At 61.8% G+C, this 13865-nt stretch carries 12 protein-coding genes; 8 read left to right on the top strand and 4 right to left on the bottom strand.

Annotation, left to right across the window (positions count from 1 at the left end; translation table 11 throughout):
- Positions 1-194: 194 nt before the first annotated feature.
- Positions 195-989 (bottom strand): DeoR/GlpR family DNA-binding transcription regulator, encoded by a 795-nt coding sequence (locus WNY80_RS08090; protein WP_342886832.1) that lies wholly within the window; start codon positions 987-989, stop codon positions 195-197.
- Positions 990-1329: 340 nt separating this feature from the next.
- Here WNY80_RS08090 and WNY80_RS08085 point away from each other — a divergent pair, with 340 nt between their 5' ends.
- From WNY80_RS08085 to WNY80_RS08065, 5 genes are all read left to right on the top strand, one after another.
- On the top strand, positions 1330-2217 hold the full coding sequence (locus tag WNY80_RS08085; RefSeq protein WP_342886947.1) for an ABC transporter substrate-binding protein: 888 nt from the start codon (positions 1330-1332) through the stop codon (positions 2215-2217).
- A gap of 152 nt (positions 2218-2369) precedes the next feature.
- Entirely contained in the window at positions 2370-3392 is a 1023-nt protein-coding gene (locus tag WNY80_RS08080; protein WP_342886831.1) for a betaine/proline/choline family ABC transporter ATP-binding protein, read from the top strand.
- 23 nt (positions 3393-3415) lie between these two features.
- Positions 3416-5419 carry an ABC transporter permease subunit gene (locus WNY80_RS08075; protein ID WP_342886830.1) on the top strand — a complete coding sequence of 668 codons (2004 nt, stop codon included), beginning with the start codon at positions 3416-3418 and terminating at the stop codon, positions 5417-5419.
- 3 nt (positions 5420-5422) lie between these two features.
- Positions 5423-6319, top strand: coding sequence for a phosphotransferase (locus WNY80_RS08070; RefSeq protein ID WP_342886829.1), 897 nt, complete (start codon positions 5423-5425; stop codon positions 6317-6319).
- Complete coding sequence (locus WNY80_RS08065) at positions 6316-8757, top strand: FAD-dependent oxidoreductase (protein WP_342886828.1); 2442 nt, start codon at positions 6316-6318, stop codon at positions 8755-8757. The genes WNY80_RS08070 and WNY80_RS08065 overlap by 4 nt, the downstream gene beginning before the upstream one ends.
- 7 nt (positions 8758-8764) lie before the next feature.
- Here WNY80_RS08065 and WNY80_RS08060 read toward each other — a convergent pair whose 3' ends face one another.
- Positions 8765-9397, bottom strand: coding sequence for a class I SAM-dependent methyltransferase (locus tag WNY80_RS08060; protein ID WP_342886827.1), 633 nt, complete (start codon positions 9395-9397; stop codon positions 8765-8767).
- 102 nt (positions 9398-9499) lie between these two features.
- On the opposite strand from WNY80_RS08060, the gene WNY80_RS08055 reads away from it, so the two are divergent.
- From WNY80_RS08055 to WNY80_RS08045, 3 genes are all read left to right on the top strand, one after another.
- Entirely contained in the window at positions 9500-10411 is a 912-nt protein-coding gene (locus WNY80_RS08055; RefSeq protein ID WP_342886826.1) for a phosphotransferase family protein, read from the top strand.
- Between the two features lie 62 nt (positions 10412-10473).
- Positions 10474-11178, top strand: coding sequence for a type 1 glutamine amidotransferase (locus tag WNY80_RS08050; RefSeq protein ID WP_342886825.1), 705 nt, complete (start codon positions 10474-10476; stop codon positions 11176-11178).
- Between the two features lie 258 nt (positions 11179-11436).
- On the top strand, positions 11437-12048 hold the full coding sequence (locus tag WNY80_RS08045) for a hypothetical protein (protein ID WP_342886824.1): 612 nt from the start codon (positions 11437-11439) through the stop codon (positions 12046-12048).
- A gap of 115 nt (positions 12049-12163) precedes the next feature.
- Here WNY80_RS08045 and WNY80_RS08040 read toward each other — a convergent pair whose 3' ends face one another.
- Both WNY80_RS08040 and WNY80_RS08035 read right to left on the bottom strand, forming a co-directional pair.
- The gene (locus WNY80_RS08040; RefSeq protein WP_342886946.1) at positions 12164-13390 is read right to left on the bottom strand and encodes an ABC transporter substrate-binding protein; all 1227 of its coding nucleotides are present in this window, start codon (positions 13388-13390) and stop codon (positions 12164-12166) included.
- 70 nt (positions 13391-13460) lie between these two features.
- Positions 13461-13865: an SgcJ/EcaC family oxidoreductase gene (locus tag WNY80_RS08035; RefSeq protein WP_342886823.1), complete on the bottom strand. Its 405-nt coding sequence runs from the start codon at positions 13863-13865 to the stop codon at positions 13461-13463.

Here is a 13865-nt window from a genome sequence, read left to right as displayed (position 1 = left end):
CAGAGTAAAATGCTCGTGAACACGTAGTGTCCATATTGCCACATTGGCAAGGAGGGAACTGGCAGGCGCGGGGCATGCTCGGTGAAGTCATCTGCGGCTTCAGCGCGGACATCGCCGCCTGGCACAAACGGCGGGAATCATCCGTCGCCGGTCAGGCGTCCGGGAAAATCGCAAAATTGCGATCGCAGTCGGTGTTACGCCTCGTCCCTGTCGCTGTTCTTGCCCGATCCGCTTTCCGCAATGGTCAGATGCGTGCCCGCCGCAGCCAATGCGGCGGCGATATCCTCGGCCACCGGTTCATCCGTGACCAGGTTGCCGATCGCATCGAAACCAGCCACCGACACCAGACCGGAGCGGCCGAATTTGGTGTGATCCGTGACCACATGGCTTTGCGCCCCGCGCGACAGCATCATTCGCGCAAACTCGGCCTCCTCCAGATCGAAATCCATCACGCCCGACCGTGCATCGACGGCTCCGGCGGAAATGATCGCGTGAGCGACGGAAAACTTGGAGATGAATTCGATCGCGGAAACCCCGAAGGCCGCACCGGAATCGCTTCGAAGTTCCCCCCCGGCCATATAGACCTTGTTGCCGTTTACCGTTGCCAGGGTCCGGGCGATGTCGGAAGAATTGGTCACCACGGTCAGCCGCCTGTGGCCGAGCAGTTCCCGTGCCACGAAGCTTGTCGTGGTGCCTGTATCAAGCATCACCGAATCGCCATCCTGGATCATTTGCGCCATTGCCCGCGCAATGCGGCGCTTGGCATCCGCATTCTCCCGCATCCGGCGCTGGAACGGCGCTTCGCCAACCTGTCCTGCCAGCCCGACAGCGCCATGAATCCTGAGAACCGATCCGTTCTCGGTCAGCGGACGCACGTCCCGCCGGACAGTCTCCAGCGACACGCCAAGCCGCGACGCAAGCCCCGAGATGGTCACGGTGCCCTCGTCGGCCAGTATGCGCATGATCTCGGTATGACGTTTCGAAAGCATCGTCTGGGACCTGTTATTCTGCCCGTTTTCTAGGCGAACCCTGCCTTTGAATCAATCAAAACAAACTCAACCGGGCATCAAAGCAAAAAATAACCACAGAATTGATTGACAAGGAACAGGCCGTGGTGTGGGATCAAGGGGTTAACAAGTCGCGCACGGGTGCGCTGCCGTTTGGCCTTTTGCAGGGTTGCGGAAAATGCGCCGGAATGCGGGACACAACAGGGTGAACAGGAGGCTCGACATGCATTCAGCCAATCTCTTTTCCGGCCGTACATTCAGGCAATTGACCGCGGCGCTCGTCATTTCGGGCGCTTCGTGCTTTGGCTTGTCCGCTCCGGCAATGGCTCAGGAATCCACAGACCCGATCAAGCTGACGCTCCACGACTGGACCGGACAGTTGATCACCACCGAAATCATGGGCGAAGTGCTCAAGAAGGCCGGATATTCCATCGAATATGTCCAGGCCGATTACCTGGCGCAGTTCGCCGGACTTGAAACCGGCGACCTCCATGTCGCGATGGAAATGTGGGAAACCACCGGCCGCGAAGCCATGGATGCTGCCACCGCCACCGGCAAGGTCGAGAATTTCGGCCCTACCGGCATGAAGGCCAAGGAAGAGTGGTGGTACCCCTCCTACATGGTCGAGAAATGCCCTGGCCTGCCCGACTGGACAGCCCTCAAGGACGAAGCCTGTGCGGAAGCATTCTCCACCGCGGAAACCGCACCAAAGGGCCGCTATCTCGGCGGACCGGTCACCTGGGGCGGCTTTGACGACGAACGTGTCGAAGCGCTCGACCTGCCGTTCGAAGTCATCCACGCCGGCACCGATGCGGCGCTGTTTGCGGAACTCGAAAGCGCCTACCAGCGCAAGGCGCCGATCATGCTGTGGATCTACGCCCCGCATTGGGCACCCGCCAAGTATGAAGGCAACTGGGTCGAATTCCCGGAATATTCGGCCGAGTGCTACAATGACCCGTCAGTCGGTCTCAACCCGGACGCCGCTTACGACTGCGGCAAGCCGTTCGGTGAAATCTGGAAAGTCGGCTGGGCTGGCCTGAAGGACAAATGGCCCGGCGCTTACAGCGCGATCAAGGCCTTCACCATCGACAATGACGAGATGGGCAAGATGATCACCGAAGTCGACCTGGACGGCAAGACCGTTTCCGCTGTCGTTGGCGAATGGATGACCGCCAATGAAGGCCGCTGGTCGGAGTGGATCAAGAAGTGATCCTTGTTTGAAGCGGGAATTTTTTCACACCCGCATCAACAAAGGCAGCCGGGCCTTAAGGCCCGGTTGCCGGTGACATCGAAACGGGTTCCGCCGGTTCTGCCCGGCCAGACTCCGGCATAATATCAACTGTATTCCCGACCGGGTTATCCATGACCAATCCCGAAGCCAAGCTCGTCTGCCGCAATGTCTGGAAACTGTTCGGCACTGACGCCGCAGGATTTCTCGCAGCGCATGATGGCCGTCCCGACCCCGCAGCGATCACCGAAGCCGGCCTTGTCGGCGCGGTCAGGCAGGTGGATCTCGATGTCCGTGAAGGCGAGATCTTCGTCATCATGGGGCTTTCGGGATCCGGCAAATCGACGCTCGTCAGGCTGATGTCACGGCTGATCGAGCCATCCGGCGGCGACGTTCTGTTCAAGGGTGAAAACCTTCTCATGGTCTCGCAGGCGCGGATGATCGAAATCCGCCGGCACCAGATGGGCATGGTGTTCCAGCACTTCGCCCTGTTGCCGCACCTCACCGTTCTGGACAATGTTGCCTTTCCACTCGATATCCAGGGGATGGACCGCGCAGCCCGCGAAGCCAGGGCGCGCGAGATGATCGACCTGGTCGGGCTGGCCGGAAAGGAAAGCGCTTTTCCGCGGCAGCTATCCGGCGGCCAGCAGCAGCGTGTCGGCATCGCCCGTTCGCTCGCCGTCGAACCGGAAATCTGGTTTCTCGATGAGCCCTTCTCGGCGCTCGACCCGCTGATCCGCCGCGAAATGCAGGACGAATTCATGCGGCTGCAGACCGTGCTGCACAAGACGATCGTCTTCATCACCCATGATTTCGACGAAGCCATCCGCCTGGCCGACAGGATTGCCATCATGAAGGACGGTGAAATCGTCCAGGCAGGCACGCCTGAGGAAATCGTTTTGACACCCGCCACCCCTTATGTAGCCGAATTCACCCGCAGCGTGGCTCGCGCCAAGGTCATCCGCACCCGCAGCCTCATGGAAGCCGTCAGGCCTGACGACGCCAAAGGTCCGACCGTGTCTGACCGCTCCAACATTGCCGATGCGGCCCCCTTGTTCCTTGATGGCGTCAGCCATCTCGGCGTGACCGACGACGCTGGAAAGCTCATTGGCAGGCTCGACCGCGAAGCGGTTGTCTCACTGATGTTGCAGGGCTGAGCATGACGACTTCGGGTGCACCCATGGCTGAAGCCACAGCAGCACAGGATCATCCGGCTTCAGGCCGGCTGCCGCTGGCATGGTTCCTTGCCCTCACCGCCTTCGTTGTCTTCTGGTTGTTCGCCAAGCCCTACGTGCCCGCCGCCTTCGACTATCCCAAGGCCCATGTGATCAAGCTGGCAAAGTGGATCAGTGCGGCGATGAAATGGCTGATCGACGAAGCGAGTTTCGGCCTGTTCAGCTTCACCGATCTGACCCGCTTCGTCTCTGCGGTTCTCGATGTGCCCTACACCATAGCTTCTAGCCTGCTCTCCACCGGTTTTCTGGAAGGCAGCGGTTCATCGGCGATCCAGATCGTGCCGCCCCTGCCGTGGATCGCGGTCATCGGCGTGGTCATGCTGCTCGGCCATTGGCTTGGCGGCAGGCCGCTCGCCTTGCTGTCAGGTGCCTGCTTCCTTTTCCTGGCTGTTTTCGGCCAGTGGACCAGCGCCATGATCACCCTCGCATCGATCCTGGTTGCGGCCCCGCTCGGCGTCATTTTTGGCCTGCTGTTCGGCATCGCCGCCTGGCGTTGGCGCTGGGTCGAGCGGATGATCATGCCGCTGCTGGACCTGATGCAGACCATTCCGGTCTTCGCCTACCTGGTGCCGGTGCTTTTCCTGTTCGGGTTTGGCCCCACGGCGGCGGTCATCGCCACCCTGATCTTTGCCACCCCGCCAATGATCCGCATCGCCATCCTTTCCTTGCGCGCGGTCCCCGGCGAGATCATCGATCTGGGTCACATGGTCGGCTGCACCGAGCGCCAGATGACCTGGCGGGTGATGGTTCCGGCAGCCCGCGAAAGCCTGATGGTGGGCATGAACCAGGTAATCATGCTGTCGCTCAACATGGTCATCATCGCCTCGATGATCGGCGCAGGCGGTTTGGGCTTCGATGTACTGGCCGCCCTGCGCCGGCTCGATTTCGGCGCAGGCCTGGAAGCCGGTTTCGCCATCGTTGCCCTTGCCATCGCCATGGATCGCCTCAGCCAGGCCGCAGCCGAAAAGCTCTCCGCCCCCTCGCCGGAAGCCCGGGCTTCGGGCTTTGTGGCGCGGCATCCCTATCTTGTTGCCGGCGTGGTGCTGGTGCTGGTCACATCAGCTCTCGGCTATGTTGTCCCGGCCATCCGCACCTACCCGGAAGCCTTGCAGCTTTCGACCGGCACATTCTGGTCGGAGGTCGTCGCCTGGATCAACATCAACTTCTTTGACACTCTCGAAGCCATCAAGAACGCGATGCTGCTCAATGTGCTGATCCCGTTCAAGCGCTTCCTCGGCGACCTGCCCTGGTTTGGCGTCACCGCATTGCTCGGCTTTGCCGGCTACCGGCTCGGCGGCTGGCGCCTGGCGCTGCTCACCATCTGCCTGCCGGTCTTCGTCGCGGTCACCGGCCAATGGGAAAAGGCGATGATCACGCTTTACCTGTGCGGCATCTCTGCGGTTATGGCATCGCTGATCGGCATTCCGATCGGGATCTATTCCGCCACCCGCGACCGGGTCTGGTCCTGGGTTCAGCTCGCCATCGACACGCTGCAGACCTTGCCAAGCTTTGTTTACCTGATGCCGGCGGTGATGTTGTTCCGCGTCGGCGATTTCACAGCCATGATCGCCGTCGTGGCCTTCGCCATAGCACCTGCCATTCGCTACACCGCACTCGGCATCCGCAAGGTGGATCCCAAGCTGATCGAGGCCGGCCGGGCCATGGGCTGCACCGAGTGGCAGATTCTCACCCGCATCCGGCTCAAGCTGGCGCTCCCTGAAATCATGCTCGGCCTGAACCAGACCATCATGTTCGCCCTGTCGATGCTGGTCATCACGGCGCTTGTCGGCACCCGCGACCTTGGCCAGGAAGTCTATATCGCCCTGACCAAGGCCGACACCGGCCGCGGGCTCGTCGCCGGCCTTTCCATTGCCGCCATCGCCATCATTGCCGACCGCTTGATCTCCGCCGGCGCCAGCCATGCCCGCCGCCGCCTGGGCCTGGAGTAACCCATGACCGACAACGCCTCTCTCGACCGTATCCGCGCCCTGCCCTGCTTTTCCGGGGCCATCGACATCGAACCGCTGACCGGCGGCCTGAGCAACGAAAGCTGGCTGGTCAGGGACACGGCCGGCCGTCATGTCGTCCGGCTGGGACAGGATTACCTGTTCCATCATGTGGATCGTCACCGGGAGGTCATGACCGCACGTGCGGCGCACGAGGCCGGCTTTGCACCCCGCGTCGAATATTCCGAACCAGGCATCATGGTTTCGGCCTTCATCGAAGCCCGCACCTTCGACGCAGCTGATGTGCGCGCCAACGCCGAACGCATCGGCCGCCTGATCCGTGATTTTCACGCCTCCATGCCGCGCCATGTCGAGGGCCCGGGCTTCATGTTCTGGGTGTTCCACGTCATTCGCGATTATGCCCGGACATTGGGCAAGGGCGGCTCCCGGATGGCCGACCGGTTGCCCGGCTGGCTCGAGCTCTCCGACCGGCTTGAAGCCGTTCAAAGCCCGCTGCCAATCATTTTCGGGCACAATGATCTGCTGCCCGCCAATTTCCTCGATGACGGGGACCGGCTCTGGCTGATCGATTTTGAATATGCCGGGTTTTCGACGGCCATGTTCGACATTGCCGGAGCCGCTTCGAATGCCGAAATGAACCAGGACGAGGCTCACGCCTTGCTGGAAATAGCTTTGGGCTTCCCGCCCGACCGGGCCGTCACCCGCTCATTGCACGCCATGCAATGCGCCTCGCTCTTGCGCGAGACCATGTGGAGCCTTGTTTCCGAACTCTACCTCGATGCGCCCGGCGCCAACTACGAAACCTATACCGCAGAGAACCTCGCTCGTCTGGACGCGGCTCTCGACCAGTACCATTCGACCTATGGAAAGACATCATCATGACACTCCCGGACCGGGCCCAAATCGTCGTTATCGGCGGCGGCATCATCGGTTGTTCCACGGCCTACCATCTTGCCCGTGACCACAAGGCCGATGTCATCCTGCTCGAGCAGGGACAGCTGACTTCCGGCTCGACCTGGCACGCCGCAGGTCTCGTCGGCCAATTGCGCTCCTCGGCCTCGATCACCAAGGTGCTCAAATACTCTGTCGATCTGTACAAGCGACTCGACCAGGAGACAGGTCTTGAAACCGGCTGGAAAATGTCGGGCTGCCTGCGGCTTGCCACCAATCAGGACCGCTGGACCGAATACCGCCGGCTTGCCACCACCGCGCAGAGCTTCGGCATGGACATGCACCTGCTCTCGCCGCAGGAAGCCAAGGCGATGTTCCCGTTGATGCAGGTCGACGACCTTGTTGGCGCCAGCTGGCTGCCCACCGACGGCCAGGCCAGCCCCTCCGACATCACCCAGTCACTGGCCAAGGGCGCGCGCATGCACGGCGCGAAAATCTTCGAACATGTGCGCGTTACAGGTTTCGACATGAAGGACGGCCGCATCCTCGCGGTAAAGACCGACAAGGGCGACATCGCCTGCGACAAGGTGGTCAATTGCGCCGGGCAATGGGCCCGCCAGATCGGCGCCATGGCCGGCATCAATGTGCCGTTGCAGCCGGTCAAGCACCAGTATGTCATCACCGAGAAGATCGACGGCCTGTCGAGCGACGCGCCAACCATCCGCGATCCCGACCGCCGCACCTATTTCAAGGAAGAGGTCGGCGGCCTGTCCTTCGGGGGTTACGAGCCCAACCCGCAAGGCTGGACCACCGGCGACGTCCCCAATGATTTCGAGTTCCAGCTGTTCGATGACGACTACGACCATTTCGAACAGCACATGATGCAGGCAATCGAGCGGGTTCCGGCGCTCGAAAATGTCGGCGTCAAGCAGATGATCAACGGACCGGAGAGCTTCACACCCGACGGCAACTTCATTCTTGGCCCGGCGCCCGAATGCTCTAACATGTTCGTCGGCGCAGGATTCAACGCCTTCGGCATTGCTTCAGGCGGCGGCGCCGGCTGGGTTCTGGCGCAATGGGTGATCGACGGCGAGGCCCCGCTCGATCTCTGGGTTGTCGATATCCGCCGCTTTGCCGAGATGCACAAGGACCGCCAATGGGTCAACGACCGGACGCTGGAAGCCTATGGCAAGCATTACGAGATCGGCTTTCCGCATGTCGAGTACGAGAGCGGGCGGCCGCGCATCGTCTCGCCACTCTATGACCGGCTCAAGACCCACCGCGCTGTCTTCGGCTCCAAGCTGGGCTGGGAACGCCCCAACTGGTTCGCGCCAGAAGGCATGGAACCGCGCGACATTCCCACCATGGGCCGCCAGAACTGGTTTGACGCGGTCGGCGACGAGCACCGCCATGTCCGCGAAAAGGTCGGGGTCTTCGACCAGTCCTCGTTTGCCAAATACGAGGTCAGCGGCCCTGACGCGCTTGCGGCCCTCAGCCATATCTGCGCCAATGACGTGGCAAAACCGGTCGGTCGCCTGACCTACACCCAGCTGCTCAACACCAGGGGCGGCATCGAGGCGGACCTGACCGTCGCACGGCTGGCGGATGACAGGTTCTATGTCGTCACCGGCACCGGTTTCCGCACCCATGATCTGGCCTGGATCCAGGAACACGTGCCCGACGGCACCGATGTCCGCATCGATGATATCACCGAGGAATACGGCACGCTTTCGCTGATGGGACCGCACGCCCGTGACGTTCTCGAGAAGGTCACATCGGCCGATGTCTCCAACGAGGCATTCCCGTTCGGTCACGTCCGCGAGATCGACATTGCCGGCAGCAGGGTTCGGGCGCTGCGCGTCACCTATGTCGGTGAGCTTGGCTGGGAATTGCATATCCCGATCGGGGCCATCGGCGAGGTCTTCGATGCCTTGATGCAGGCCGGCCAAGCCTGGGACATTCGCCCCATCGGTTACCGCGCGCTGGAATCCTTGCGCCTGGAAAAGGGCTACCGTGCCTGGGGCTCCGACATCACTCCCAACGACACGCCGCAGGAGGCTGGTCTTGGCTGGGCGGTACGGAAAAATTCCAACACCGGTTTCATCGGCGAAGCAGCGCTCAAGGCGGTCGCCGGCCAGCCGCTGACCAAGCGCTTTGCCGGCTTCATCATCGATGATCCAGATGCTGTTCTGGTCGGGCGCGAAACCATCTTGCGCAATGGCGAACCGGTCGGCTACCTGACATCGGGCGGCTACGGCTACACCATCGGCAAGAGCGTCGGCTACGGCTATGTCCGCAACGAGGCCGGCGTATCGAAGGAATTCCTCGAAGACGGCAATTACGAACTGGTCATCGCGCTCGACCGGGTTCCGGCCACGATCGGCCTGAAACCCTTCTTCGATCCGGCCAACGCCAAGGTCAGAGCCTGAGCCGGTTTCAGCTCACCTTCAGCGCAACACAACGGCTCGGCGTGGTTCCTTCCTCGCCGGGCATCGAGACATAGGGCCCAGTATCGTCAATCAGCCTGATCGTTCCCGCCGCCTCAAGTTCGGCGAAACGCCGGTTGAAGCTCTCCTGCCACAGCACATCCTTGATCGTCAGCACGATCACGCCGCCGGGCCTGCATATGCGCAGGAGGTCATCAAGGCCTTCGACACCAACGTGACCGGACGTGAAAACGCCGGCGGATATGATCGCGGCAAAATGATTGTCGGCAAACGGCAACGTCGTGCCGAGCGCTGCCTGGTGCAGCGCCTTGTAGACGCCCTTGCGCCCGGCCACCGCGAGCATGCCTTGGGACAGGTCGAGCCCTTCAACGTGGGTGTACCCGGTAATCGCCAGCCATTCCCCGATCAGCCCGGTACCGGCACCGGCATCAAGCAATGGAGAGGCGTCTTTCGGAACGTGGCGGGCGAGAATGGCCAGCGAGATGGCAGGATGCCGATAGCCGGCAAGCGACATGTCGCTGTCATAGTTCTCTGCCCATTCATCGTAGACGCGTGCGACATCCTCTGCGCTCTCGGCCTGGTACACGGCACCCAGCCGGGCTGTCTTGTCGTCGGTCGTCATATTGCGCTCCACTGTCATTCTGTTGCCGGTTACCATAGCCATTTCAACGACTTTGTGGAACTGTACCGGCATTAATCAATGGGAAAAAGGAGGCGCACCGCCATGTCAGATGAAACCGAGAAACTGTTGCGCGCCAGCCTTTCCGCGATTCCCTCGCTCTCAGGCTACACTGGCCCGGTCGAACGGCTGGGAGGCTTGACCAACCTGGTGTTCCGCGTGGGCGATGCCTGTGTGCGGCTACCGGGTGCCGGGACGGAGGAATACATCAACCGGGCGCACGAGGCCGTCTCCGCCCGGGCCGCCGCCGATGCCGGTGTCAGTCCTGACGTCATCCACGCCGACCCTGAAACCGGTGTCATGGCCACCCGCTTCATCGACGGCGCCATCACCATGACGCCGACTGGTTTCCGCAACGACATCGGCGCTGTCCGCCGCGCCGGCGAGGCTTTCCGGCGCCTGCACACATCCGGCGCCAGGTTTCCCTTCACCTTTGAACTCTTCGCCATGATCGACGAGTACCTCGCAATCCTGTCGACCAAGGATGTGGCGCTGCCCGATGGCTACCATGACGTGGTCGGCGAGGCGCAGACCGTGCGGGCGGCGCTGGCGCGAAACCCGGTCCCGCTGGTTGCCTGCCACTGTGACCCTCTCTGCGAGAATTTCCTCGACACCGGCGAGCGCATCTACATCGTCGACTGGGAATATTCCGGAATGAATGACCCGATGTGGGATCTCGGCGATCTCTCCGTCGAAGGCGAGTTTGATGCCGCCCAGGATCAGGCGCTGCTCGAGGCCTATTCCGGTGGAGAACCCAAAGCCGCCGACCGGGCCCGCATGATCATCTACAAGGCGATGTGCGATCTGCTGTGGACGCTCTGGGGGCTGATCCAGCTTGCCAACGGCAATCCGGTGGAAGATTTCCGGGCCTATGCCGATGGCCGCTTCGCCCGCTGCAGGAAGCTGATGGCGAGCGGCACGTTCGCCGACAGCCTGAAGACCTTGCAGACAAACTGAGAATCCGCAGACAAACGTCCGCCCAGCCGGGGCAGACATCCACCTCCCATCTGGTCACGCCGATGCGCATCCTCGTCATTCAGCATTCCGACAAAGAGCATGCCGGCGGTTTCAGGCCTCTCTTTGCCCGCGACGGCCATCAACTGATGGCCTGCATCGCGCCCGACGAGATTGCTAACGCTGACCTGAACGGCATCGACGGGCTCTGGGTGCTGGGCGGGCCGATGCAGGTTTGGGAAGCCGGTGAATTGCCATGGCTGGCCCGTGAAATCGACCTGATCCGCGAGGCCGTTCTGGGGCGCAAACTGCCCTATTTCGGGATCTGCCTCGGCCACCAGTTGCTGGCGCATGCGCTCGGCGGCGAAGTCGCTCCGGCAGCAAAACCCGAGGTCGGATTCATGCATGTCGAAAAACGCGGCAACCCGCCGATGTTCGACGGTCTCCCCGAAAAGCCGGGATGCTTTCAATGGCACACTGCGGAAGTCAGCAGAGTGCCGGCTGGAGCCGAGATCCTGGCCTCTTCTGCCCGCTGTGCCGTTCAGGCCATGATCTGGGGCGGAACTGCGCACTCCGTTCAGTTCCATGCCGAACTCGATAGCGCCACGCTTGCCGGCTGGTATGAAATCGACAATTGCGAAGAAATGCTGCGCGAACATATCGGCGGCAACGCAGACGGGATCCTTGACGATCTTGCCGCAGCGGAAACGGCCCTCGCCCGCGTGCGTGAAAGCCTCTACCAGCACTGGTTCAACAGCTTCACGCGGTAGGCCCACCATCACGAACCGATCAAAGAGCACAGCTCTTTCCGGCACCGCGAGGCATCGCGGAACTCTGCGACATCCGACCTGTCAAATCCGCTCTCGGGAACTTTACCACGCGCTCCACGTTGTTGGCCCGAGGGGCAGACATTTGCTGCTGGCCTGAAAAAGATCAAAGGAGATTTGAAATGCACGGTATCATTTATCTGGTCGGCCTTGTGGTCGTTGTCATGTTCATCCTGTCCCTGCTCGGCCTGCGGTAAGAACGTGGAACCGACAGGCGTAAAAACTGCACTGGTTCATCCGGATAATCTGCCGCAAGGGCAGTCCTATCTCGAATGGGGTGCAGTATGGGGAGGTAGCGTCGTCGCTATCGCCACATCCACCGTCCTCGGACAATTCGGCGGAACAGCCGGCCTGGCGCTCGGAGATCCGATGCTGGCCAATGGAGAACCATCCTGGCAGGTTGTCGTTGCAAGCCTGTGGCTGTTTCTCACAGCTCTGGCAAGCTCCGCCGGTGGCGGATATATCGCCGGCCGCATGCGCAGCCGCTGGGGTGACGCAGCCAAGACCGAAGTCGAGTTTCGCGATGGCGTCCATGGCCTTTCGGTCTGGGCCGTGTCGACAATCGCGGTCGCCGCCGCCGCTGCCTTTGGCGCAACGCTTGCAGGCATCGGTGTTGATACCGGCACTGGCGAGGACATCCCCGCCAACGTCGTCGAATACACCCGGACGCTGACCGTCGTGTACGGCTTTGCCGCAGGCGCGGCCGCAGCCCTCGGCGCAGGCGCCGCATGGTGGTTTGCAAGCCTCGGCGGACATCACCGCGACGAAGGCACCGACGTCAATCTGCTGACGCCGCGCTTCCTGCGCCGCTGATACCCGGGGTTCCGGTAACAGCGATCCGCCGCAAGACCTACAAAACCAAAAAGGGGCGCCTCATCAGGGCGCCCCTTTTCCATGGCTGATGCAGCCGGCGAACCGGCTGCAAAACCTATTTCATCGAGGCTTTCACCTCGGCCACATCCGCGGCTGTCATCTGGCCAACCGTGACGACTTCACCGTCCTTGATCTGCCACAGGCGGAACGGGCCGGAAATATCGCCGTACTTGTCGAACGACACATTTCCGATCACGCCCTGATAGTTGATCGCCTTGCCTTCGTTGATCAGCGCCAGCGCCTTCTTGAATTCTTCCGGTCCGGCGTAGATCACCTCACCTTCAGGATCGACCACCGAACGGATGGCATCGCGAATGGCGTCGGATTCGGCCTTGCCGGCCTTGGCCACAGCCAGCCCGACAATCGCACCGGCATCATAGGACCGGTCGGCTGCCGGCGCCGACGGTGCAATACCGCCGGAGAAGGCTTCGTAATTGGCATAGAAATACTTGGTCGATTCCGTCTCGGTGGTGCCCGACGAGGTGCCGTAGGCGCCCTCGAGATACTGCGCCCCGACAGCCTCGATGAAATCGGTCGAGTTCATGCCGTCATTGAGCAGGAACTTCTGCGGTCCGCCCTGGCTGATCCAGGCTCGCGCCACGGTCGCGCCATCCACCGGATAGCTGACCAGGTAAAGCGCTTCCGGCTCGCCATCCATCGCGGCGGTGACTTCGGCGCTGTAGTTGGGCTGGTTCTCGTTGTAGGGCGTCGCCGATGTGATCTCGCCGCCAAGCGCTTCGTAGGAGGCGGTGAACTCGCGCATCAGGTTGAGGCCGAAATCATTGTTCACGTGAATGATGGCCAGCTTCTTCAGGCCGGAATCAATGGCATACTTGGCCGCGGCAATCCCCTGCAGCGCATCGGACGTGATGGTGCGGAAGAAGTAGCCCCCGGTCTTGCCTTCCCGGCTCAGCTGGGTCAGCGTCGGGCTGGATGAGGCAGGCGATACCTGCACCACGCCCGCAGCTGCGGTCACCGAGGTCAGAATCGGGATCGACACCGACGAGATGATGCCGCCGATCACCACTGGCACCTGCTTGACGTTGACCAGCTGCGTCGCCTGGTCGACGGCAACATTGCCCTGGCTCTGGCTGTCACGTGTGTCAGTCACCAGATCGCAGCCCAGCACACCGCCGGCTTCGTTGATGTCGCGGAACGCCATTTCCACCGATTTCGCGCCGGCCTGCCCGTAGGCTCCCGCCGGGCCGGTCAGCTCCATCACCATGCCGATTGTGATGTCGCAAGCTTGAGAGCTCAGTGCCGAGGCGCAGAGCATGGCCATGGCGAGGCCCGATTTCCTGATCATGTTCATTCGCGTTCTCCTTGTTATGGGGCCTCTCTCGCCCGCTTTGTTATGTCGAAATCCAGGTTTCCTGCAGTTGCCGCCAGACCACCCCCTCGGGTGCATCCGGATCGGCGGTGAACACCGCGGACGAGCGGCGGGCAGATTTCTGCCCCTCGATCACCTGGTGTTCGTCGTAGATCACCAGCGCAACATCGTCTCCGATCTGCCGCGCCGCGATCATTTCCACCCTGATCTCGAAATCCGCCGGGCGCTTGCCGCGGGCATTGGTGATCATCGCCGCGATTTCATCCGTGCCGATGGTGTTGGCGTCGGGCTCGATCATCACCATGTCGGGCGCAAAGGCGCGAAGTGAAAATGCAAGGTCTGCCTCACTGCCGCGGCCGGTGAACCATTCCACGAAAAAATGGTGCCGGTTGACGACTTCAGCCTGCGCGCGCGTGATCAGGTTCAC

Origin of the sequence: Hoeflea sp. AS16 (assembly GCF_038900095.1) — a bacterium.
Lineage (GTDB): Bacteria > Pseudomonadota > Alphaproteobacteria > Rhizobiales > Rhizobiaceae > Hoeflea.
The sequence above is the reverse complement of the archived record's forward strand: the minus strand, read 5'-3'. Positions and strand labels throughout refer to the sequence as shown.

Excerpts from the sequence above, each read along its gene's own strand:
- WNY80_RS08090 (WP_342886832.1), bottom strand. The coding sequence starts at position 989 with ATGCTTTCGAAACGTCATACCGAGATCATGCGCATACTGGCCGACGAG.
- WNY80_RS08085 (WP_342886947.1), top strand. The coding sequence starts at position 1,330 with ATGGCTCAGGAATCCACAGACCCGATCAAGCTGACGCTCCACGACTGG.
- WNY80_RS08080 (WP_342886831.1), top strand. The coding sequence starts at position 2,370 with ATGACCAATCCCGAAGCCAAGCTCGTCTGCCGCAATGTCTGGAAACTG.
- WNY80_RS08075 (WP_342886830.1), top strand. The coding sequence starts at position 3,416 with ATGGCTGAAGCCACAGCAGCACAGGATCATCCGGCTTCAGGCCGGCTG.
- WNY80_RS08070 (WP_342886829.1), top strand. The coding sequence starts at position 5,423 with ATGACCGACAACGCCTCTCTCGACCGTATCCGCGCCCTGCCCTGCTTT.
- WNY80_RS08065 (WP_342886828.1), top strand. The coding sequence starts at position 6,316 with ATGACACTCCCGGACCGGGCCCAAATCGTCGTTATCGGCGGCGGCATC.
- WNY80_RS08060 (WP_342886827.1), bottom strand. The coding sequence starts at position 9,397 with ATGACGACCGACGACAAGACAGCCCGGCTGGGTGCCGTGTACCAGGCC.
- WNY80_RS08055 (WP_342886826.1), top strand. The coding sequence starts at position 9,500 with ATGTCAGATGAAACCGAGAAACTGTTGCGCGCCAGCCTTTCCGCGATT.
- WNY80_RS08050 (WP_342886825.1), top strand. The coding sequence starts at position 10,474 with ATGCGCATCCTCGTCATTCAGCATTCCGACAAAGAGCATGCCGGCGGT.
- WNY80_RS08040 (WP_342886946.1), bottom strand. The coding sequence starts at position 13,390 with ATGGCCATGCTCTGCGCCTCGGCACTGAGCTCTCAAGCTTGCGACATC.